Source organism: Rhizobium sp. PAMB 3182 (assembly GCF_052908355.1).
The window spans coordinates 3,504,354-3,526,655 of record NZ_CM128607.1; the positions used below are offsets into that span (position 1 = coordinate 3,504,354).

A 22,302-nucleotide genomic window follows, 5' to 3' on the forward strand; every position below is an offset into this window, starting at 1 on the left:
CGACGGCCTGTTTTTCCGTAGAAAGCCGTCCGCTACCCCTTGGCCTTCCGAAACCAAGGAGACGCACATGATCCCCGCCTTCACGACCCAACCCACCCCGACGACTTTCATCGTCAATGTCATTCACGTTCACCCCGGCAAACAGGAGGAGGCGTTTCAGTTGATCCAGGATGTCGTCCACTATGTCGCCGAGCGGAAGCCGGGCTTTCTTTGGAGCAATCTTGCCAAGAGCACCGATGGGCTGACGGTCGTGAATATCGAGGCGATCTCAGACCCCGGCGACGTTGAGATTTTCTTTTCCGATCCAGTATTTCTCGAAAAGTTCCGCAAGCTCGACACCGTCTCGTCGAGCGAGTTTCATACCTACACGGTTTGTGAGCTGGTGCTGCCGAGGGCCTCAGCGTGACGTGCCGGAGGGAACGGCTGCCGGTAGCCGGGCTATGTGCACTGGCGGTTGCCGGTTTTGTCACCATTCTGACTGAAGCCCTGCCTGCCGGTTTGCTCCCGCAGATCGGGACATCGCTGGGGGTGAGCGAGGCGATGGCCGGACAATGGATCAGTATCTATGCACTCGGGTCGCTGCTTGCCGCGATCCCGCTGACGGCGGCGACGCGAAGCTGGCGCAGGCGACCGCTCCTGGTCGGTGCCATTATCGGTTTCGCTATCGCCAATCTGATTACGGCCCTGACGACGAGTTACATCGTCGCGATGGCGGCACGTTTCGTCGGCGGTGTATCGGCCGGCTTGCTGTGGGCGTTGCTGGCCGGCTATGCTGTTCGCATGGCGCCGCCCAGCCTCGCTGGCCGGGCCATGGCCATTGCGATGGCGGGGACGCCGTTGGCGCTCTCCATCGGCATCCCCGCCGGCACATTTATCGGCAACCTCGCCGGTTGGCGACTGACCTTCGGATTGCTCAGCGTCATTGCGTTGCTGCTCGCTGGCTGGATCATGGCGAAGGTGCCGGATTTCGCCAGCGAGCCTGAAACGCAACGCCCGTCATTGGCCCAGGTCTTTGCGGTGCCGGGCGTGCGCCCGGTGCTGGCGGTGACGCTCTGCTTCGTGCTGGCCCACAACATCCTCTACACGTACATCGCGCCACTTCTGGCCGGCCATCGCATGACGGGCCAGATCGATAGTGTCCTTCTGGTTTTCGGGGTTTCCGCACTTGTCAGTATCGGTCTGACGGGCGTGTTGATCGACAAATGGCTGCGACCATTGACCTTCACCGGCATCGGCCTGTTTCTTGTGGCGGTCTTGATCCTTGCGGTGATAACCGGAGCACCGTCGGCGATCTACGGGGCCACACTTATCTGGGGACTGGCTTTTGGCGGGTCGGCGACGCTCTTTCAGACCGCATCGGCGCGTGCTGCCGGTGCTGCGGCCGATGTGGCCCAGGCGATGATCGTCACGGCATGGAACATCGCCATTTTTGGCGGAGCCGTCATGGGCGGGGTCATTCTCGAAACCGCAGGAGCAGGCGGGTTGTCGTGGGCAGGTATCGCTCTGCTTGTCGGCGCCGCTGGATCATCACTGTGCATGGCCCACCCCGCTGACGCAGGACGCATGTCGTGACAAAGCGCGATGCAGGTTTGCTCCGGATTGTCGCCTTGTGCGGTGTTAGAGTGCTATAGCGTAGACGTAGTGCTCATCTTCGTCGGGCGCGGCCCGCCATCAAGCTGTAGCGTCGTGCTGCGTAGCAAAGGTGGTTGGGGTGTGGAATTGGCGGCCTTTGAGCGCTTGTTGATAGGATGTCTTTGGGCGGCATGGCGCCCCATTGTAGCCGGTCGATGTGAGAAGCCCTCGAAAGCGATCGTTCGCTTCATCTGGCCCTCGCAAGGCCAGCAGCTTGGCCGGATCTTCGGGGGGCGGTCCATCGTCAGCGAGGCCGGTCTGGAAGTTCGTAGATCAGCTTGAGCGCATCTCGCCTTTCCGCGAGCCCCAGCCCAAAGCTTATCGGCGTTTGGCTGGGGCTTGCAGCGGTCTACCGGATTGGTTGTCAGCCGTCCGTATAACAGGTGAGTTTCTCCCAGTCGTCGATCTCATGGAGCATCGCCTGAAGCCGATGACGAACCAGGCCAAGTGCGTCGCTGCCCAAAAGCAGTTGTGGCGGAGGATTTTCGGACTTCACGAGGGTCAGGACTGCGTCAGCAAGCTTTTCCGGATCGCCGAGCTGAGCGCCGTGCTTTTTTTGCCGCGCCTCGCGGATCGGATCAAAGAGCCTGTCGTAATCGTCGATCGAGCGCTCCGTGCGAACCATGGAGCGCCCCGCCCAGTCGGTGCGGAAAGAGCCTGGGCAAAGCGCGGTAACATGCACCCCAAACGGTGCCATCTCGGCACGCATGACTTCGGATATGCCCTGCAAGGCAAATTTACTGCCGCAGTAATAGGCGATCCCAGGCATTGTGATCAGACCACCCATCGAGGTGACGTTGACGATAAATCCCGAACGCCGCTGGCGGAAGCGTGGCAAGAATGCCTTGGCCACAGCGACGGCGCCAAAAACATTGACGTCGAACTGGCGCTGCATTTCCGACAATGGCGATTCCTCCAGCACCCCCTCGTGCCCGTAGCCGGCATTGTTGATCAGCACGTCGACAGGGCCGAAATCGGTCTCGGCCTGGCGAGCGATCCCCTCGATGTGGTCGAAATCGGTGATGTCGCATAAGACGGCGTGGACTTTTGGAAGTCGCTCGAGCAGGGAGATGCGCGCCTCCTCGGAACGAATAGTGCCGATCACATTGTGTCCCGCCCGCAGCGCTGCCTCGGCGATGGCGAACCCGAAGCCCGAATTGGCACCGGTAATGAAGAAAGTCTTGGTCGTCATGATTGGGCCTTGCTTGTGCGTTTCGATGAATTGCTAAATAGTATGAGGCGGAGCCGACAGACAGCGCGCATCCTCTGATAAAATTGACCAATCCTATGAAACATGACGATCTCGCCTGGCAGGCATCAAAGCTCGCACCGCGCCCTGGATACAATCCCACGGCCTTGGTTGGCATGCGTATCTTGCGGTCTGAAACCGTTCTGGAGGACGTTCCGGTTCTCTATCGACCCGGGGCGGTCTTTGTGCTGCAAGGCGCGAAGCAGGGCTTCTTGGACGGGCAAATCTATCGCTACGATGCCGATCATTACCTCGGCGTGTCGGTTCCAGTGCCATTCCGGATGGCGTCGCAAGCCAGCCCTGAAATGCCTCTGCTCGCGCTCTACCTGGAATTCGACCTGCATCTCGCCGCCGAGATCGCTGTCATGCTTGAAGATGGGGGAAATATTGCGCGAGAGCAGGCTCGGAGCCTTGTTTCAAGCCCCTTGTCTTCGAAGTTGCGAGATCTCTTGCGCAGAACGATGAGCGCGCTGGCAGACCCGCAGGAATGCGCGATCCTCGGCCCCGCTATTCTGCGGGAGCTGCATTACCTGGTCCTCGTCGGGCCTCAGGGGGGCGCTCTTCGGGCGGCCCTGCGTCACCGGGGGCCTGCCGGACGGATCGTGGAAAGCCTCGCTCGCATTCGCGCATCGTTCACCGCGGGCATTTCCGTCCCGGAACTGGCGGCAGAGGCCGGTATGAGCGTTCCTTCCTATCACGCCCATTTCAAGGCCCTGACAGGAGCGTCGCCAGTCCGTTATATTAAGGCGATGCGACTTCACGAAGCGCGCGTCATGATCGCATCCAACCAGGGCCCCATCTCCACTGTTGCGGCCCAAGTCGGATATGCAAGTGCGGCCCAGTTCAGCCGCGATTTTCGCAAGCATTTTGGACGAACCGCTACCGAAGAGGCCCGCTGGATGCGGGAACATCTGGGAGAGCCGACTTGATGGCGAGCGCAGATTTTCCCTGACCGTGTCTGCCTGCTTCAAGCGAGGGCGCGTTCCCGCCGCAGCAGACCGCGATGCATTCTTGTGGCAATCACTCGACCGAAAGCGATTCGAACCGTTCCGCGGCTATAGCGTATTATGGAGGGCGATCAGTGGAATTTGGCGCACCCGACAGGAAACGATGGGTGGCCTATAGCGCACTGAATCTAAAAGGCTTTTGACGGAGCCATTTGAACTTTGTGTACCACTTTTGACGGGAAAGGCAAGTCATATCGACAAAGCTACCGGTCTTGGTACGAAGCATAGCTGGGGCACCGGCCCCCGGGTTTGACGGCTGAATGGGCGGCGTGATACTAAAATCAAGTAGAGTCGAGGCATTTGCGCCCCGACTCTTCCCCCTACGGGGCTGCCGAATTGGGCCTTTAAGGGGCTTTCTTCGGGAATATTTGCGGGACTATGGCGGCTTCATGCTGTCCTCCTGTGAATTTGAGTCTTGATGATGGCCGATGGATTGCCCTGAAAATTCAAACCATCGGCCACATTCGAACTTTAGTTTGCAGGTTCCTCATTGCCTAGAGCAGGCCCATTGAAAGCGCTTAGAGTTTGAAAGGCTGCTCTCTCGCTTGTTGCCCTGTCCGCAAGTGGCTTCAGTTTCTCAATGAGAGGCCCCAGATCATAATAGCTTCTGAGGTCCCCGGTCCGCCTTCGAACTATCATTCCTTTGGTCGCCAGTGAACGTAATGCTCTCTGGGTACTCCTTTGTGATACGCCCATTCTGGTCGCTATAGTTTCCGACCGGGGGAACACGAAATCTTCGGGCCGCCACCAATGAACAAGCAAATTCAGAAGCACATTTAACTCCTCGCTGGTCAGACCCAAACGAGCCTGATTGAGCAGGAGGAGGTTTGGGACGGCGATAAACCCAGTGTTGGTGATGCCCTCCCAGCGCTGTGAGACGCTAAGGCTATCCGTGCTGTCGTCATGCTCCCGAAGAGCGTCAAGTGTCGGTCTCGTCATCATGGGTCAGATCTAGTCGAAAACTGAAAGAGCAACAAGGTATCTTATTTTAATATGCCATTTTTGTCGCTAATTTTGAATGTGGGTTCTTCTTCCCGAGGTACACTAGGGGTCACACATCTCAAGGGTGATCACGTAGCAGCGGCAAAGGGCTTTCCCCCCGTGCCGCCCCAGGCCCTCCCGTTATGGGGCAAATGGCCACCCCTATGCCCGAAGCCGGCACCAAGCGCCCGTCGCTGCTGGGCATTAACTGTACCCGTAGGGGGTGTCGCTATAGGCTGACTCGATATCAACCATCTCGCCTAGTTTGCGGAGGTCCGGGCTTGGGAGGAACGCTTGGCCGGTGTCCATTAAGCCACCCAGAATTCTGACTAGTCCTGTGCGCATTAGGGCCGCAGCGTGTATCTCCGCCCAAGTGTATTCCATGCCGTATTTGTCTTTCAATATTGGCAAGCACTTCCCCCAAAACTCTCCGGTTCGTTGCTGAATGTCGTAGTCAGTCTCGGCGGCCACGCGGTGCATAACCCCCAAAACCAAGACTTCGTCACGCTTGAGGCTGGCTAGGGCGTCAGCCCACAAAAGAAAATCGTTCGCGTAGAAATCAGGTTTGTCCACACTCCCAGCGATGACAGACGCCATAAGCTTAAGGTTTAGGCGTGCAGCACCTTCCTCGGCAGCCCGCAGATGGCGGAAAACTATGGCGGCAAGATCATCTTCTGGGATGTCGCTCACATTGATTTTCCCCTTGGATAAGCTGTCTAACAGCTCCTTTCTTGCCGCCTCTAATCTTTTGTTAAGCAGCTTCTGCAGTGCCAATTGGCCCGTCGCCCCGGCGGTGCCGGCGAGCGAGAAGCCTTTGACTGCGAGGTAATCCCCCAGCAGGCCAGTGAGCTCTCGCTTGAAGCGACCCGTTTGTGGATTGACCAGCTCACTCAGCTCAATTTTCAGGTGGTCAGGGCAGGGCACCCCCGCAAGGCTGGTGGGTAGCCTCTTGCGAAATTCGTAAATTCCCGACTTCCGGCGCTGCATGTAGCTCATCCCCGTTGCCATAGGTGGGTATCCCTTGCGTGCCCTTATTGTGTACCAATCGGGCTCCGACAAGGTCTTGGAAACCTTAGCGCTTTTAGGATTTCAATGCATTAGGAAGTTACTGGCGCACCCGACAGGATTCGAACCTGTGACCTTTGGAATCGGAATCCAACACTCTATCCAGCTGAGCTACGGGTGCTTGCCGTATGGGCCTTGATTTGAATCAGGCCTCAGTGCTTCGGGTATTACCCTACCTTTCGGCCTGCTTCAATGGTCAAAAAGGGCAGGGCGGGGAATTTGTTCGGGGTGGCGGAGCGGATAAGGAAAAGGCCCGGTCTTGCCAGGCCTTTTCCTTGTTTCTCATGTCGTTATGCCGTCAGCCGGCTTCGGCCATGGCGCCGGGACCGGGGATGGCCTTGGGCGGGCATTTGCCGAGGATGATCATGCCGAGGACTTCGTCCTTGGTGACGTCTTCGGTGCGGGCATGGCCGACGACCTGGCCGTTCTTCATCACGGTGACCCGATCGGCGAGATCGAAGACGTCGTGGATGTCGTGGCTGATCAGAAAGATGCCGATGCCTTCCTTCTTCAACTGCTTGATGAGCTCGCCGACCTGCGCGGTTTCCTGCGGCCCGAGGGCCGCCGTCGGCTCGTCCATGATCAGGATGCGGGCGTTGAAGAGGATGGCGCGGGCGATCGCCACCGACTGGCGCTGGCCGCCGGACAAGGCCTTCACCGGCTCCTTGAAGCGCTTGAAGTTGGGGTTCAGGCGCCCCATCACCTCGCGCGCTTCCGCCTCCATGGCGGCATCGTCGAGCGTGCCCCATTTCGTCAGGATCTCGCGGCCGAGGAACAGGTTGGCGGCGGCGTCGACATTGTCGGCGACGGCGAGCGTCTGGTAGATCGTCTCGATGCCATAGGCCTTGGCGTCACGCGGATTGCGGATTTCCACCTGTTCGCCGTTGATCAGAATGTCGCCTGCGTCGCGCTTGTAGGCGCCCGACAGGATCTTGATCAGGGTCGACTTGCCGGCACCGTTGTGGCCGAGCAGGGCGACGACTTCGCCGGGGAAGAGGTCGACCGATGCGTTCTCCACGGCGTGGATGCCGCCGAATGCGATCGAGATGTTGCGCATTTCGACCAGCGGAACGGCACCGTTTTGAGAAGGGGCTTTGTTCTCGTTCATGTCCGTCCTCCTTACTTGATACGCCGGCGGTAGATCGTGTCGATCCAGACCGCAACGACGAGCACGATGCCGACGACCACCTGCTGCATGGCGCTGTCGAAGCCGATGAGCACCATGCCTGACTGCAGCGACTGCATGACCAGCGCGCCGAGCACGGCGCCCCAGATGGTGCCCGAACCACCAGCCAGCGACGTGCCGCCGATGACGGCCGCGGCGATGACGTAGAGTTCGTCGAGCTTGCCGAGGTCGGCGGTCGCCGAGTTCAGGCGGGCCGAAGCGATGATGGCGGAAATGCCGACCAGCGTGCCCATCAGCGCGAACACCATGACGGTGACGCGGCGGGTGTTGATGCCGGCGAGTTCCGCTGCTTCCGGATTGCCACCGATGGCAAAGACATAGCGGCCGAAGCGGGTGCGGTTGGACAGGAAGGTCATGCCGACCATGACGGCCGCTGCGATCAGCACCGGAATGGCGAAGCCATGGCCGATGTCAAGCCCTTCCGGCGGCACGGTGATGTTGTGGGCGGCGGCGTATTGTTTGACGATGCCGCGCGGCCACGGATAGTTGTTGGCGACATAGGCGGCGCCAAGCAGCATCAGCGAGCCGCAGGTGCCGATGAAGATCTCGGCCCACATGGGACGCAGGGGAAAGCCGAAGCGGGTGCGCTGGCGGCGTGCCGCGTGGATGGAGAAGGCGATGGCGGCGCAGCCGAGTACCGAGACGATCCAGCTCGCGGTCACGCCGATGGAGCCGTAGGGACCGCCGCCGATCAGGGCGAAGTTGGCGTCGACCGGCGAGATCGTCTCACCGCGCGCCACCCACCAGGCTGCGCCGCGCCAGACCATCAGGCCGCCGAGCGTGACGATGAAGGCGGGGATCTGCAGGTATGCGATCAGGATGCCCTGGAAGGCGCCGATCAGCGTGCCAACGACGAGCGCGGTGATAACCGCGAGAATCCAGATGGCCGGATCGCCGAATCCCATGATCGGCGGCAGCAGCCACACCTGGACGACGCCGGTGATCATGGCGGTGACGCCGAGCATCGAGCCGACGGAGAGGTCGATGTGGCGGGTGACGATGATCAGCACCATGCCGGTCGCCATGACGGCGATGGAGGAGGTCTGGACCGACAGGTTCCACAGGTTGCGGAAGGTCAGGAACGCGCCGTAGCCGTTGAAGATCATCCCGTACACATGAAAGCCGACCCAGATGAGAAGGAGGGCGCCGAACATGCCGAGCATGCGTGCGTCGATCTCCGTCGCCCGAAGGAAGGTGGTGACCGGCCCTTCTTTGACTTGCCCCGGACCGGGCGAAGCGGAATGAGGTTTGTTCACGATTTTTCTGCCTTTTTTAATGAATCTCGAAGTCTTCCACCCAGCGATCGTGACTTCGGGCGGGCCGCTTCGTGCGCTTGCCTTAAGCGTCGCAGACCGGCTGCGAGACTGCATGATGGTTCATGACTGCGGACCCCGTATTTGACAGGACCGCGCCGCATGAATGCAGCGCGGTCCCGTTTCAGCCAAAACGAGGCCTTTATCCCGCAGGGATCAGTCGCAGGCTGCGACCTTGCCGGCAGCAACGCCAGCGCAAGCGGTTGCCTTGTCGATCCAGCCGGCATCAATGATCACGTTGATGTTGTCCTTGGTGATCGGCGTCGGGGTCAGCAGAACCGAGTTCATCTCGACGCCCTTGGCGCCCTGGTTGAACTTGGAGACGTTCGGAACGTCGGTCATTTCCTTGCCGTCGGCGAGCATCAGGGCTGCTTCAGCGGCAGCCTTGCCGAGGGCGCGGGAGTCCTTCCAGATCGAAACGGTCTGGGTGCCGAGAGCCACGCGGTTGATGGCGGCGAAGTCGCCGTCCTGACCGGAGACCGGAACGGTGCCGGCAAGACCCTGGGCGGCGAGGGCAGCAACCACACCGCCAGCCATGCCGTCGTTTTCAGACAGAACCGCATCGACCTTGTTGTCGGCGGCCGTCAGGATCTGTTCCATGTTCTTCTGGGCGTTTTCCGGCTTCCAGCCGTCCGACGAGGCTTCGCCGACGATCTTGATGTCGCCTGCGTCGATCTTCGGCTTCAGGATTTCCATCATGCCGTTGTAGAGGAAGGTCGCATTCGGATCACCCTGGTCGCCCTTGATGATGGCAAAGTTACCCTTGTCCTTCACCTTCAGCACTTCCTCGGTCATCAGGCGGCCCACGCCGACGTTGTCGAAGGTCATGTAGAGAACGCTCGGATCTTCGATCTGAACGTCATAGGCAATCATCGGAATGCCTTCGTCCTTGGCCTTCTGAACGGCAGGCATGATCGCTTCGGAGTCCCACGGAACGATCAGGAGCACGTCAGCGCCCTGCGAGATCAGCGATTCGATGTCGGTCAGCTGCTTTGCCGCAGAGCCCTGGGCGTCAGCGGAAATGTACTTGTCGCCGGCGTCTTCGACGATCTTCTTGATGACGCCTTCGTCGCGCTTCCAGCGTTCTTCCTGGAAGATCTTCCAGGATACGGCGACCGTCTTGCCTTCGGCCAGAACCGGGCCGGCAATCGACATGGTAAATACTGCGCCCAAAAGCGCGGCTGTCAACTTCTTCATGTTGTCCTCCCAAAACAGAGTCCGGCACCCCTCCATCCTCATGGCCAGCCGGACCAGAAATCTGCCGAGACACTTCAAAAAAGTTTTTTCTCGACAGTCGAGAAATTTAATGGCAGAGAATTTTTGGGCTGTCAACACGGCTTCTTTCTGCCTGTGTTGCCTGCCTTCGTGTGCTCTGGGAGGAGCCTCCAAAGGAAGTGTCGAAAGAGACGGATGATGGTCAGCCCGACCAGGTCCAGTACCGAACAGTTGCGCATTGGCAACGTCATCCTTGTGCTGAACGCGCTGAGGGAGCACGGGGCTGCCGCGCACACGGTGATCACGGAACGCACCGGCCTGTCCTCGGCGACTGTTTCGGCGATCACCGCCGAACTGGAAGGCCGCGGGGTCATCGAGCGGGTCGAGCAGATGGCCGCCGTCGGCCGTGGCCGGCCACGCGTGCTGTTCGCGCCGAAACGCGATTTCGCCTATCTGGCGATCATCATCATTTCGTCTGACACCGTGCAGTTTTCGCTCGCCGACTATCGCGGCACGCTGATCGACCGCTTCAACGAGGCGCGCGAGACCAATCCGCGCGGCACCGCCGGCTTTATCGCGATGCTGCGGCAAGGACTCGACCGTCTGCTGGAACGCTCGCGTATCGACGACAGCCGCGTGCTGGCAATTTCCGCCAGCAGCAAGGGGCTGGTCGCTGCCGATCGTCCGGAGCTCGTCTGGTCGCCGGTCTTCGGCAGCGAGCGGATCGATTTTCATGCCGTTTTCGGCGATCGTCCGGGCATATGGGTGTCGCTGTCCAACGAAACGTTGCTGGTGGCCCAGGCGATCTCCCACCGTCTCGATCCGCGTCCGCCATCGCTCGCGGCACTCTCGCTCGGCCATTCGATCGGGCTTGGGATCGTCGCGTCCAACGGCGATCGCGAAAGCGTGTCCGCTCCGAATTTCGGCCATATGCTGCACCAGCCGGAAGGTGCCCTCTGCCGCTGCGGTGCGAAGGGCTGCATCGAGGCCTATTCCGGTTTCTACGCCATATTGAGGACCGCCTTCGAAGTGCCGGCCGATGCGATCCCGGCGAAGTTCGTGCCGCTGTCCGAGCTCGACAAGATTGCCGCGAATGCGCGGCGTGGCGACCGCATGGCAGGCTTCGCCTTCCGCCAGGCGGGGCTGGCGCTCGGCAATGGCCTGTCGCGGCTGATGAGCCTTTATGATTTCATGCCGATCGTCATCACGGGACCCGGCACGCGCTATTATGACCTGATGAAGCCGGGCCTGGAGGAAGGGCTCGCTCAGTCGCATGTTGTCGCCATGCAGGGCATGCCGGCAATATCGATCATCACGGACGAGCAGAACCTGGCATTCAGCGGGCACCTCAGTCAGGCGCTTGCGGCAATGGATGTCGGGATCGTGCAGTCCGGATAGAGTGAATTTTGGGAGGAGGGGACCATGCGAAACTGGATAACGGGCGGAGCGGCGCTGATGGCGCTGGCAATGCCGGTGATGGCCGCAGAGCCATGGGAGGAACGCACCGGGGCACTCGGGACGGCGGGAGCCGAGGTTTCCGGCACGCTCGATGCGGCGCAGCTCAAGACGCTCTCGGATATCGGCGAGAAGCTGTTCGAGGCACGTTACACCACGCTCGACGGCGCCGGTCGTCCGCTGGCGACGCAGGCGATCGTGCCGACCAAGCGCCGGCATCCGGTCCCGAACGAGTTTTCCCGCACCGCCGGCATGGACGCCAATTCCTGTTCGTCCTGTCATAATCAGCCGGTCGTCGGCGGCGCGGGCGACTTCTCGATGAATGTCTTCGTCTCGGAAGGCTTCGAAAGCGCCGATTTCGACACGACCGATCCGCAATTTTCCAACGAGCGCGGATCGACTCATCTGTTCGGTGCCGGGCTTGTCGAACTGCTTGCGCGCGAAATGACGGCCGATCTGCAGCGCCAGCGCCTCGATGCGCTCAAGGCGGCGGAAAAGGCCGGCAAGGAACTGCGCATCAAGCTTGCGAGCAAGGGTATCGATTTCGGCTGGCTGACCGTGCATCCGGACGGAATCGTCGACATGCGTGAGCTAGACGGCGTCGACATGGATCTCGTCATCCGGCCGTTCAGCCAGAAGGGCGTGATGACGTCGATCCGGCAGTTCACCATCAATGCACTGAATGCCCATCACGGCATGGAGGCCGATGAACGCTTCGGGGCGCGCTGGACGGGCGAGACGGATTTCGACGGCGACGGCATCGCCGACGAGATCAACGCCGCCGACGTGTCGGCGCTGGTCGCCTGGCAGGCGACACGGCCCGCACCGGTCGAAGAAGTGCCGGAGGATGGCCGCTGGCGCGAGATGGCCGCGCTGGGCGCGAAGAATTTCGGTTCGATGGGCTGCGAGACCTGTCACAAGCCGAGCCTGCCGCTGACGTCGCTCAAATTCGCCGATCCCGGCGGTGCGGATGTGGCCGGCACGCTCAGCATTTCGCAGGTCAAGGCACCCGCCGTCTACGATCTGGCGCTGGAAAAGTGGACGGATGCGCTGCCCCGCAACGAAAAGGGCGAGGTTCTGGTGCCGCTGTTCGGCGATCTCAAGCGTCATACGATGACGGACAACAGCATCGACCAGCTCGGCAACGAACTGCTGCCGCAGCGATTCGTCGATCGCAACATCTTCATGACCGCCGAACTCTGGGGCGTGGGCTCGACGGCACCCTACGGCCATCGCAACGATCTCACCACGCTCGACGAGGTGATCCGCGCGCATGGCGGTGATGGGCGGGCGGCACGGGATGCCTATGTCGCCGCATCCGAAGCCGACCGCAACAGCATCATCGCCTACCTGAAGACGTTGGTGATCAAGCCATGAGGAGGGGGATCATGAAGAAAACCGCATTTTACGCAGGTCTCGCCGCGCTCGGGTTGTTCCAGCCTTCGATTGCCGCGGAAGACGCAAAGCCCGAAGCTCCCTTCTACGGGGACATTCCGCAGTATAACGAGGAGGCGCTCGCCGCCGGCATCGATCACGAATATATCGGCCCGTGGGAATATTTCGTCGGCGGCGGCGTCGCGAGCTTCGATTGCAACGGCGACCGCACACCGGACCTGGTGCTTGCCGGCGGAACGTCACCGGCGTCGCTCTATGTCAATCGCAGTCCGGTCGGTGGCGCGCTTACCTTCGAGAAGCGGTCGCTGGGGCTTTCCGAGCGGGACGAGAAGTCGGTGCTCGGCGTCTATCCGGTCGATATCGACAATGACCGCCACATCGATCTCGTGCTGCTGCGGCTTGGCGAGAACATCGTCCTGAAGGGCGGGCCGAACTGCAGCTTCGAAAAGGCCAACCGCGCCTTCGCCTTCGATGGCGGGCGGGATTGGTCGACGGCGTTCGCGGCGACGTGGGAAACGGGGAGCCGCTTTCCGACGCTCGCGATCGGCAATTATGTCGACCGTTCCGCGCCCGGTTCGCCGTTCGGCACCTGCTCGGACAACCGGCTGCTGCGGCCGAAGGAGGGCGACAAGCCGGACTACTCCGACGGATTCGCGCTGAGGCCCAGCTACTGCACGCTGTCGATGCTGTTTACCGACTGGAACCGGTCGGGCAAGGCGTCGCTGAGGGTCACCAACGACCGGCAATATTATCGCGGTGGTCAGGAGCAATTGTGGGAACTTCCGGACGGCCATCCACCCCGGCAGTATACGACGGCGCAGGGCTGGCAGGCCCTGAAGATCTGGGGCATGGGGATTGCGGAAGCCGACCTCAACGCCGACGGCCTGCCGGAATATGCGCTGACCTCGATGGGCGACACCATGCTGCAGACGCTGGATGACGAGGCGGAGGAAGACCGGCCGACCTATCGCGACATCGCCTATGAGAAGGGCTCGACCGCCTACCGGCCCTATACCGGCGGCGACCGACGGCCCTCGACCGGCTGGCATTCCGAATTCGCCGACGTCAACAACGACACCAACATTGATCTCTTCATTGCCAAGGGCAATGTCGAGGTGATGCCGGACTTCGCCAATTTCGATCCGGACAATCTCCTGCTCGGCGGCTTCGACGGCAAGTTCCATGAACGTGGCGGCGAGGCGGGAATTGCGCTCAACACCAAGGGCCGCGGCGCGGTGCTGGAGGACTTCAACAATGACGGCATGCTCGATCTGCTGGTCGTCAACCGCAGCCAGAAGGCGAGCCTGTTCCGCAACATGGGCGCCAAGACCGACTGGGGTTACCGGCCGCTTGGCAACTGGACGGAAATCGAGCTCGACAACGGCAAGGTCAATCCTTTCGCCGTCGGCGCCAAGATCAATGTCAGGGCGGGGACTTTGACGCAGGTCAGGACCGTCCAGGTCGGCGGCGGCCATGCGTCGGGCCATCTCGGGTTCACGCATTTCGGGCTCGGCGTCAACGAACGCGCGGTGATCCGGGTGCAATGGCCGGATGGAGAGTGGAGCGCGCCCTACCGCGTCTTTGCCAACCAGCATGTGGTGATCCGGCGCGGTGCCGCCGGCGCACAATACTGGTTTCCGGTGAGCAATGCGCACTGACTGAAACCGAGGGCGGCTGGATCAGCGGGTGTCCTGCTTTTTCAGCCGCCGCAGCGCTTCGTCGATCAGCAGGTTGGCGATCATCATGCGGATATTGGCGTTGTCGCGGAATGCGGCGAGGACGCTGTCGGGGTGATTGGCCTTGGCAAACAGCCGGCGCTTTTCGTGAAGGCTTGCGACCGTGTCGGTTTCGCTGAGCGCTAGTTCGTCGGAAACCTCCTGCGGATCGATGCGGGACAGATGCTCCGGCATCACCGGCGCTTCCTCGACGACCGGCTCTTGTATTGGCTCGGGCTCAGGAGGCGGCGCCTCGCCGGCAAAGTCCATATAGGCGTTCATGACGCCGCGGGCGGTGACATCGTCGGAGGGCGACTGGGCGGCGACGAACGCCGCGCCGAGCCCGCGCACGCGGTACGACGGTTCCTCATCCTCGATTTCCGGATGCTCTTCCTTCAGCCGCTCCAGCACGGACTGAAAGACCGATTGCCCGAACAGCATGATCACGCTCCCTTTCGTGCAAGGGTTCTAGCCGTGCAAATTGGCGCGGAGCTTGCCGTCCCGCTTGCGCGAGGCGCCTTCAGCCCTGGCTCTGGCTTTGTGACTGGCCGGGTTCGGCTTCGACGATCTTCACCGTGACGGTCATCTTTTCCTCGCCGGTGCCGATCCTCATGCCGGAGACCGGTGCGGTGTCGCGATAGTCGAGACCGCAGGCGACGCGGATGTAGCGCTCGTCCGGGCAGAGGTTGTTCGCCGGGTCGAAGCCGACCCAGCCGAGATCCGGGATGTAGGCTTCCGCCCAGGCGTGCGTTGCTTCCTGTTCGAGCTTGTCTTCCATGAACAGGTAGCCGGAGATGTAACGCGCCGGTATCTTCATCGAACGCGCGGCGGCGATGAAGGCATGGGCATGGTCCTGGCAGACGCCCTTCTTGTGCTCCAGTGCATCCTCCGCCGTCGTTGCTGTCGTCGTGTTGCCCGGTTCGTAGACGATCGCCTCGTGGATCGAGAGCATCAGCGCATGCATCTTTTCGAGATCGGTGCCGGTCAGGCCGCGCGTCAGTTCGCGGACCAGCTTTCCGGGCTTGGTCAGCGGCGTTTCGCGCTTGAAGAGCCAGAGCGGCGCATTCGAGACATGCGGGCCGGTGACGCCGGCAAGATCGGAGGTCACCACCTCGCCCTCGGCGATGATGCGCACGCTGTCGGTTTCCGCCGTGATGCTCAGGAGCTGCACGCGGTTGCTGAAGTGGTCGTCATAGCCGACTTCGAAGTTTGCGCCTTCAACCGATGTCTTCCAAGACACGACCTCCTGGCCTGGGCCGGACTTCGGCGTCAGGCGCAGGCGCTGCAGGAAGAATTCCATCGGGGTCGGATAGCGGTATTCGGTGATGTGGCTGATCTTCAGTCTCATGCCGCAAGGTCCATCCTGTTTGTTCGGGGCTCAATCCGGTTCACGATCAATAGAACCTGTATGCGGATGAAATTTCCATCCCGAGCTGGTTGTTCTGCGTGATGAAGGCGTCGAGAAACTCGTGCAGCCCCTGGTCCATGATCTCGGCGATCGACTTGGTGCGCAACTGGTTGCGCATCGCTTCCGCCGTGGAATGGGCCTGGTGGCGGTCGCCGACCGACAGCGCGAGATAGTTGAGGTTCGAGCAGAGCTTCTCGTAGCAATAGGCGAGCGAGCGCGGCATCTGCACGTTGAGGATCAGGAAGTCGGCGATGTTGGCCGGCGAATAGTCTTCCTGGTAGACCCAGCTGTAGGAGCGCTGCGCCGAGACCGAGCGCAGGATCGATTCCCACTGCACGCTGTCGAGCGAGGAGCCGACCGAGGTGATCGACGGCAGAAGCACGTAGTACTTCACGTCGAGAATGCGGCTGGTGTTGTCGGCGCGTTCGATGAAGGTACCGAGCTGGGCGAAGTTGTAGTTCTCGTCACGCAGCATCGTGCCGAAGAACATGCCGCCGATCAGCGAGGTGCGCCGCTTGATCGTCTCGATGACGTCGGGCAGCACGGCCGGGCTGACCCGCTTGGACAGGAGCTGACGTGTCTCCAGCCAGCATTCGTTCAGCGCTTCCCACGTGTCGCGGGTCAATGCGGTGCGCACCATGCGGCCGTTGTTGCGGCCGAATTCCATGCTGTTGAGGACGGAGGAGGTATTGTCCCGGTCGCGCAGCATGAAGTCGATCACGTCGGCAGCGGTCACCTTGTCGTGCTTCTTGAGATAGGCCTCCTTCACGTCGGCCGAATGGAGAATGCCTTCCCATTCGTCGTCCGCGCCGGTGGAACGCGTCAGCGACAGGCGCAGGCCGGCATCGATGAGGCGGGCGGTGTTTTCAGCGCGCTCGAGATAGCGCGACATCCAGTAGAGTCCGTTGGCAGTACGTCCGAGCATGTCTTAGTCCTCCAGCACCCAGGTATCCTTGGTGCCGCCTCCCTGACTGGAATTGACGACGAGCGAACCCTCCTTGAGGGCGACGCGCGTCAGCCCTCCGGGGATGATCCTGACCTTGTCCGATACGAGTGCGAAGGGTCTGAGGTCCACGTGTCTCGGGGCAACGCCTTTCTTGACCATGATGGGAACGGTGGAGAGGGACAGCGTCGGCTGGGCGATGTAGTTGCCCGGCTTGGCCTTCAGTTTCTTGGCGAATTCGGCGACTTCCTTCTTCGTCGCCGTCGGGCCGACCAGCATGCCGTAGCCGCCGGAGCCGTGCACTTCCTTGACGACGAGGTCGGCAAGGTTGTCGAGCACGTAGGCGAGGCTATCGGGTTCCGAACAGCGCCATGTCGGCACGTTTTCCAGCATCGCCTTGCGGCCGGTGTAGAACTCGACGATGTCGGGCATGTAGGAATAGATCGCCTTGTCGTCGGAAATCCCGGTGCCGGGCGCATTGGCGATGGTGATGTTGCCGGCGCGGTAGACATCCATGATGCCGGCGATGCCGAGCGCCGAATCCGGACGGAAGGTCAGCGGATCGAGGAAGTCGTCATCGACGCGGCGATAGAGCACGTCGATCGGCTCGTAGCCGCGGATGGTGCGCATCTGCACCTTGCCGTCGATGACGCGCAGGTCCGAGCCTTCCACCAGCTCCGCACCCATCTGGTCGGCGAGGAAGGCGTGTTCGTAGAAAGCCGAGTTGAAGATGCCGGGGGTGAGAACGGCGACGCGGGGTTTTCCCTTGCAGCCGGGAGGCGCGAGCGTGTCGAGCGACTGGCGGAGCCTGAGTGGATAATCTTCCACGGGGCGCACCCGGATCTTCTGGAAGAGCTCCGGGAACATGTGCATCATGGTTTCCCGGTCTTCCAGCATGTAGCTGACGCCGGAGGGCGTGCGGGCATTGTCTTCCAGGACGTAGAACTGGTCTTCGCCGGTGCGGACGATGTCGGTGCCGATGATGTGCGTGTAGACGCCGCCCGGCGGCTTCATGCCGATCATCTGGGGCAGGAAGGCGTCGTTGCGCTCGATCAGCTCTCTTGGAATGCGGCCGGCGCGGACGATCTCCTGCTTGTGGTAGATGTCGTCAAGGAAGGCGTTCAGCGCGATCACGCGCTGCTCGATGCCCTGGGCCAGCTTTCGCCATTCACGGCCGGATATGATGCGGGGAATGAGATCGAAGGGGATGAGGCGCTCGGAGGAATCTTCGTGTCCGTAGACGGCAAAGGTGATCCCGGTTCGCCGGAAGATATTCTCGGCGTCGCGCGCCTTGGCTTTCAAATGCTCGGTATCCTGTACCGAGAGCCACTCCATATATTTCCTGTAGGGTTCTCGCGGGCTTCCGTCCGCGTTTGTCATTTCATCGAATGCCAAGTGAACTTTCCCCTGTGATTTTTTCACATAAGATTACAATGCTATCGGCAATGCAAGAAGCGTGCGCAATCGAGGCGAAAGAAATTTCGCGGGCGCGGAATTCGCTGTCTTGGGCAGCGAAGCTCTGTCCGCAGATGCCGGGCGATGGACTGAACTGACCGGCTTTCCAAAGCGGATGCCGAAAAAGCAGGATGGTGCTGCTGCTTATTTGGTCAGTTGTGCATTTGCTGTTCAGCGGCGGCCACGCATGTCGCGCCGCATGAAAAAGAAATGGCGGGGACGTTGCCCCGCCATCCACTACATTGATGCCGTCAAGGCTTACGCGCGTTCGCGGCGGTCCTGCCGGCCGGCGCTTGGCCGACCGCTGGAGGAACCCTTGCCGCCGCGGAAAGCGGCGCCCTTGCGGTGCGGCTTCTTGCCGGCGCGGTGATGGCCCGCACCATCGCCATGGTCGCGACGCTCGGCGTCGGCGCCCTGGGCGCGGGGTGCGCGCTGGCCGTTGCCGTTGCCACGGCCGGCGCCGGCGTTGCGGCCACCGCTGCCACGGACCGGACGGGCATTGCCCGCATGCGGTTCGCCGGAGGCAACGACGATGTCGATGCCCATCAGACGCTGGATGTCGCGCAGAAGACCTGCTTCGTCCGGTGCGCAGAAGGCGATGGCAACGCCGTCGCGACCGGCACGGGCCGTACGGCCGATGCGGTGGACGTAAGCGTCCGGCACTTCCGGCAGGTCGTAATTGTAGACGTGGGTCACGCCGGGAACGTCGATGCCGCGGGCGGCAACGTCGGTGGCGACGAGAACCTTGACCGAGCCGTCACGGAAGCCCTTGAGCGCCCGTTCGCGCTGACCCTGGCTCTTGTTGCCATGGATCGAGGCGGCGGCGAAGCCGCGCTTGTCGAGGTAGACCATCAGCTTCTCGGCGCCGTGCTTGGTGCGCAGGAAGACGAGGGCCCGGCCGTCCGGATTGTCGTTGAGGGACTTTTCGAGGATGACCGTCTTGTCGTTCTTGCCGGCGACGAAGTGAACATACTGCTCGACCTTGTCGGCAGCCTTGCCGGGCGGGCTGACTTCGACCTTGACCGGATTGGTCAGGAAGTTGCCGGCGAGATCGGCGATTGCCTTCGGCATGGTGGCCGAGAAGAGCAGCGTCTGGCGCTTGGCAGGCACCATCTTGGAGATCTTGCGCAGGTCGTGGATGAAGCCGAGGTCGAGCATCTGGTCGGCTTCGTCGAGGACGAGATAGCTGACCTTGGAGAGCGACAGGGCGTTGCGGGCGATCAGGTCGAGCAGGCGGCCCGGGGTCGCGACGAGGATGTCGGAACCGGAGGCAAGCTGCATCTGCTGGCGGTTGATCGAAGCGCCGCCGACGACGGTGTTGATCTTCAGCGGCGTCTTGCGGACGAACGCCTTCAGATTTTCGGCGATCTGGTTCACCAGTTCGCGGGTCGGGGCGAGAATGAGGGTACGGGTGGTGCGCGGGTCGGGACGAACGCCGTCCTTGCCTTCAACCATCAGCATTTCGATGATCGGCAGGCCGAATGCGGCCGTCTTGCCGGTGCCGGTCTGGGCGAGACCGATGAGGTCGCGGCCTTCCAGAACCAGCGGAATGGCCTGTGCCTGGATCGGGGTCGGATTTTCGAAACCGGCGAGGGTGAGGGTCTTCAGGATCTTGGGAGAAAGACCCAGAGATTCAAATGTGGTCAAGTCAATACCTTTCGGATGCCGCAACAGGCAACGCCGGCTCCGCTTTCTGCGGGTCGGGCCTGTGAGACATCAAGAACCCCGCGTGAAGTGGGAACTTGCTTGTTGGAAAAAGCTTTCCAGCGCTGGGATGGCACCGTCTCGGTGCTTTACGTATTGCGCTTTTCCTTCTTGAGCGTCCGTTCAATTCAATCGCAGGGGCCAGCTCACGCGGCGGCCGGAAGGTGAAAGCTGCCCGCTGTTTGATGGATTACGGCCCACAAGTCAAGGTAATTGTTTCGCAGTTGCGAAAAACATACGGCGTCTCAGAGCCTTGGAAACAGGAAGGTGGCCCGCAATCCACCCTCCGCGCGATTGTCGAAGGCGACATCGATATCGTAGAGCGTTGCTATGTCCGCGACGATGGCGAGACCGAGGCCGCTGCCTGGCTTGCGATGGTCGAGACGCAGGCCGCGTGCCGTGATGTCGCCAAGCTTGTTGGGGGAAACGCCGGGGCCATCATCCTCGATGGTCAGGCGCCAGCCGTTGCGGGTCATGACCGCCCCGATGGCCACGCTGGCCGCCGCCCACTTGGCGGCGTTTTCGAGAATGTTGCCCAGCATCTCGCGGGCGTCCTGCGGATCGACGGGCACCATGGCGTGCTCGGGGATGTCCGATCGCCAATCCAGCCTTTCCCCATAGGGAGAGCGACGCAAGGTCCGGACCAGACCGTCGACGACCGTCTTCAGGCTTGCGTCGGAACGTCTCTGCTCGGGGCTCGGCGCCATGCGCGCCCGGGCCAGTTCGTGATCGACATGCGCCCGCATCGTCGCGGCCAGCGCCTCCAGTTCGTCGGCGATTTCCGTCTCCCCCTTCTCGCGCAGGGTCAGTGCGTCATTGGCGAGCACGGTCAACGGGGTCTTGAGACCGTGCGCCAGGTCGGCGGCGCGGGTGCGGGCGGATTCGACCGTCTTTTCCTGGGCTTCGATCAGCTGGTTCAACTGGCTCGACAGGCCCGACAACTCGCTCGGATACTGGCCGTCGAGCCGCAAGGCCCGGCGTTCGCGGATCTTGCGGACGTCTTCGGCAAGCCTCGACAGCGGACGAAGGCCGAAGGACAGCTGCGCCGCCGACATCAGCGAGAGCAGAAGCGCCAGGGCAAGGATGTAGGGCAGGATCGTACGGGCGAAGCGGCGGCTGGCATTGTCGAGGCCGGCAGCGTCGATCGCGACCGCGATGCGGATGTCCCGCTTTCCGCCCGGTGCGGCAAGGACGATGATGCGCTCCTGCACCATCACGTCGTTTCCGTCGGGGCCGGGCAGGCGGTAGCGGTGAATGGTGCCTGGCTCATGGGTATCAGCGGGGAGGGGCAGGGCATAGTCGAACAATGATGGCGAACGCATGCGGACGCTTTGTGCTTCGTCCTCGATCTGCCAGTAGAGACCGCCATAGGGCTGGTAGAAGCGGTTGTCGGCCAATTGTTCAGGGCGTTTCAGGGCACCGGCGTCATCGAACTGCAGTGTCGCGGCCAACCGTCCGATATAGCCCGACAGCTCTCCGTCGATCCGGGCCTGCAGGTTGCGGGTAAACAGGATGACGAAGAACCAGGCGGCGAGCGAGAGCGCGATGGTTATGCCGATCAGGGAGACGATGAGAAAGCGGAGCCTGATCGACCGCATCACGCCTCGCTGGTCGTCAGCTGATATCCGAAGCCGCGCTTGGTGAGGATGGTTTCCTTGCCGAGCTTGCGGCGCAACCGTGTGATCAGCACCTCGATCGAATTGCTGTCGCGCTCGAAGTCCTGTTCATAGAGCTGTTCCGTAAGTTCGACCTGTGAGACCGGCCGGCCGGCATTCATGGCGAGAACGGCGACGCAGCGGTATTCGAGGGCCGACAGCGGTGCCGGCACGCCATGCAGGAAGACGGCCTTGTTCCTCGTGTCGATCTCGATCGGACCGCAGGCGAGCATCGTTCCCGACTGGCCGGCATAGCGGCGCATGATCGCCCTCAGCCGCGCCAGAAGCTCGAGCATGCGAAAGGGCTTTGGAAGGTAGTCGTCGGCACCCGCGTCGATGCCTTCCACCCGTTCCTCCCAGTTTCCCCTCGCGCTCAGGATGAGGACAGGCATGTCGCGTCCGGCAGTACGCCAGCGCTTCAGCACCTGCATGCCGTCGAGCGCCGGCAGTCCCAGATCCAGGACGGCGGCGGAAAAATCTTCGGTATCGCCGAGGTGCCATGCGGTCTCGCCGTCCGAGATGTGCCGGACCAGATAGCCGGCGCTCGTGAGGTGCGCGGTCACATCGCGGGCGATCAGCGGATCGTCTTCGGCAAGCAGGATGCGCATCTATTCGTTTTCCACCTCGATGACGGTGCCGGAGGTGGCGTCGACCTCGATCTCGATGAGATGGCCGTTCTCGGCGACGACGCGGATGGCATAATAAAGCCGGTGGCGTCTTCGCCGGACTTTCACCCCGACGAGCTCGCCCGGCCATCGCTCGCGGATCACCGGAAGAATGGCGGAGAGGGGTTTGGCATGGCCGGCCCGGACCGAACGCAGCGCGTCGTCCCGGTCGTCGTCTCCGTCTCCGTCGTCGTCATCGGCTCGGGCCGAAAGCGGCAGGCTGGCCGCAAGGCCGCTGAGCGCGAGGACCAGCATGCGC

Annotated in this window: 20 protein-coding genes and 1 tRNA gene; 6 read left to right on the forward strand and 15 right to left on the reverse strand. The window is 61.8% G+C overall.

The window, feature by feature from the left end; all coding sequences use genetic code 11:
- The first annotated feature begins 67 nt into the window (after positions 1 to 67).
- Positions 68 to 406 (forward strand): antibiotic biosynthesis monooxygenase, encoded by a 339-nt coding sequence (locus tag ACU5AZ_RS16835; protein ID WP_446823485.1) that lies wholly within the window; start codon positions 68 to 70, stop codon positions 404 to 406.
- Positions 403 to 1,572, forward strand: a complete 1,170-nt coding sequence (locus ACU5AZ_RS16840) for an MFS transporter (protein ID WP_446823486.1) — start codon at positions 403 to 405, stop codon at positions 1,570 to 1,572. Before ACU5AZ_RS16835 ends, ACU5AZ_RS16840 begins: the two co-directional genes overlap by 4 nt.
- A gap of 424 nt (positions 1,573 to 1,996) precedes the next feature.
- Here ACU5AZ_RS16840 and ACU5AZ_RS16845 read toward each other — a convergent pair whose 3' ends face one another.
- The gene (locus ACU5AZ_RS16845) at positions 1,997 to 2,824 is read right to left on the reverse strand and encodes an oxidoreductase (RefSeq protein ID WP_446823487.1); all 828 of its coding nucleotides are present in this window, start codon (positions 2,822 to 2,824) and stop codon (positions 1,997 to 1,999) included.
- A 95-nt stretch (positions 2,825 to 2,919) separates the two neighbouring features.
- Here ACU5AZ_RS16845 and ACU5AZ_RS16850 point away from each other — a divergent pair, with 95 nt between their 5' ends.
- Complete coding sequence (locus ACU5AZ_RS16850) at positions 2,920 to 3,810, forward strand: AraC family transcriptional regulator N-terminal domain-containing protein (protein ID WP_446823488.1); 891 nt, start codon at positions 2,920 to 2,922, stop codon at positions 3,808 to 3,810.
- A 549-nt stretch (positions 3,811 to 4,359) separates the two neighbouring features.
- On the opposite strand, the gene ACU5AZ_RS16855 is transcribed toward ACU5AZ_RS16850, so the two are convergent.
- The 6 genes from ACU5AZ_RS16855 to ACU5AZ_RS16880 all read right to left on the reverse strand — a co-directional run bounded on the left by ACU5AZ_RS16855 (position 4,360) and on the right by ACU5AZ_RS16880 (position 9,588).
- A complete protein-coding gene (locus ACU5AZ_RS16855) occupies positions 4,360 to 4,830 on the reverse strand; it encodes a helix-turn-helix domain-containing protein (protein ID WP_446823489.1) in 471 nt (156 codons plus the stop codon).
- Between the two features lie 243 nt (positions 4,831 to 5,073).
- Positions 5,074 to 5,877, reverse strand: coding sequence for a hypothetical protein (locus tag ACU5AZ_RS16860; protein ID WP_446823490.1), 804 nt, complete (start codon positions 5,875 to 5,877; stop codon positions 5,074 to 5,076).
- A 101-nt stretch (positions 5,878 to 5,978) separates the two neighbouring features.
- Positions 5,979 to 6,055, reverse strand: a tRNA-Arg gene (locus ACU5AZ_RS16865).
- A 177-nt stretch (positions 6,056 to 6,232) separates the two neighbouring features.
- A complete protein-coding gene (locus tag ACU5AZ_RS16870; protein WP_446823491.1) occupies positions 6,233 to 7,042 on the reverse strand; it encodes an ATP-binding cassette domain-containing protein in 810 nt (269 codons plus the stop codon).
- 11 nt (positions 7,043 to 7,053) lie between these two features.
- Positions 7,054 to 8,379, reverse strand: coding sequence for a sugar ABC transporter permease (locus tag ACU5AZ_RS16875; RefSeq protein WP_446826032.1), 1,326 nt, complete (start codon positions 8,377 to 8,379; stop codon positions 7,054 to 7,056).
- Between the two features lie 210 nt (positions 8,380 to 8,589).
- Positions 8,590 to 9,588: a substrate-binding domain-containing protein gene (locus tag ACU5AZ_RS16880; RefSeq protein ID WP_446826033.1), complete on the reverse strand. Its 999-nt coding sequence runs from the start codon at positions 9,586 to 9,588 to the stop codon at positions 8,590 to 8,592.
- 255 nt (positions 9,589 to 9,843) lie between these two features.
- On the opposite strand from ACU5AZ_RS16880, the gene ACU5AZ_RS16885 reads away from it, so the two are divergent.
- From ACU5AZ_RS16885 to ACU5AZ_RS16895, 3 genes are read left to right on the forward strand one after another with little or no spacing between them, the layout of a single operon-like run.
- The gene (locus ACU5AZ_RS16885; RefSeq protein WP_446823492.1) at positions 9,844 to 11,046 is read left to right on the forward strand and encodes an ROK family transcriptional regulator; all 1,203 of its coding nucleotides are present in this window, start codon (positions 9,844 to 9,846) and stop codon (positions 11,044 to 11,046) included.
- A 24-nt stretch (positions 11,047 to 11,070) separates the two neighbouring features.
- Entirely contained in the window at positions 11,071 to 12,480 is a 1,410-nt protein-coding gene (locus ACU5AZ_RS16890) for a di-heme oxidoredictase family protein (protein ID WP_446823493.1), read from the forward strand.
- Between the two features lie 11 nt (positions 12,481 to 12,491).
- Positions 12,492 to 14,156, forward strand: a complete 1,665-nt coding sequence (locus ACU5AZ_RS16895; RefSeq protein ID WP_446823494.1) for a CRTAC1 family protein — start codon at positions 12,492 to 12,494, stop codon at positions 14,154 to 14,156.
- 21 nt (positions 14,157 to 14,177) lie between these two features.
- Here ACU5AZ_RS16895 and ACU5AZ_RS16900 read toward each other — a convergent pair whose 3' ends face one another.
- The 8 genes from ACU5AZ_RS16900 to ACU5AZ_RS16935 all read right to left on the reverse strand — a co-directional run bounded on the left by ACU5AZ_RS16900 (position 14,178) and on the right by ACU5AZ_RS16935 (position 22,298).
- Positions 14,178 to 14,654, reverse strand: coding sequence for a hypothetical protein (locus ACU5AZ_RS16900; protein ID WP_446823495.1), 477 nt, complete (start codon positions 14,652 to 14,654; stop codon positions 14,178 to 14,180).
- A 79-nt stretch (positions 14,655 to 14,733) separates the two neighbouring features.
- On the reverse strand, positions 14,734 to 15,561 hold the full coding sequence (locus tag ACU5AZ_RS16905; RefSeq protein ID WP_446823496.1) for a transglutaminase family protein: 828 nt from the start codon (positions 15,559 to 15,561) through the stop codon (positions 14,734 to 14,736).
- A gap of 46 nt (positions 15,562 to 15,607) precedes the next feature.
- Positions 15,608 to 16,546, reverse strand: a complete 939-nt coding sequence (locus tag ACU5AZ_RS16910; protein ID WP_446823497.1) for an alpha-E domain-containing protein — start codon at positions 16,544 to 16,546, stop codon at positions 15,608 to 15,610.
- A gap of 3 nt (positions 16,547 to 16,549) precedes the next feature.
- On the reverse strand, positions 16,550 to 17,944 hold the full coding sequence (locus tag ACU5AZ_RS16915; protein WP_261931878.1) for a circularly permuted type 2 ATP-grasp protein: 1,395 nt from the start codon (positions 17,942 to 17,944) through the stop codon (positions 16,550 to 16,552).
- A gap of 333 nt (positions 17,945 to 18,277) precedes the next feature.
- Positions 18,278 to 19,666, reverse strand: coding sequence for a DEAD/DEAH box helicase (locus tag ACU5AZ_RS16920; protein ID WP_446823498.1), 1,389 nt, complete (start codon positions 19,664 to 19,666; stop codon positions 18,278 to 18,280).
- 302 nt (positions 19,667 to 19,968) lie between these two features.
- Complete coding sequence (locus tag ACU5AZ_RS16925) at positions 19,969 to 21,321, reverse strand: ATP-binding protein (protein ID WP_446823499.1); 1,353 nt, start codon at positions 21,319 to 21,321, stop codon at positions 19,969 to 19,971.
- Positions 21,321 to 21,986 (reverse strand): response regulator, encoded by a 666-nt coding sequence (locus tag ACU5AZ_RS16930; RefSeq protein WP_446823500.1) that lies wholly within the window; start codon positions 21,984 to 21,986, stop codon positions 21,321 to 21,323. The genes ACU5AZ_RS16925 and ACU5AZ_RS16930 overlap by 1 nt, the downstream gene beginning before the upstream one ends.
- Entirely contained in the window at positions 21,987 to 22,298 is a 312-nt protein-coding gene (locus ACU5AZ_RS16935) for a PepSY domain-containing protein (RefSeq protein WP_446823501.1), read from the reverse strand.
- Positions 22,299 to 22,302: the final 4 nt, after the last annotated feature.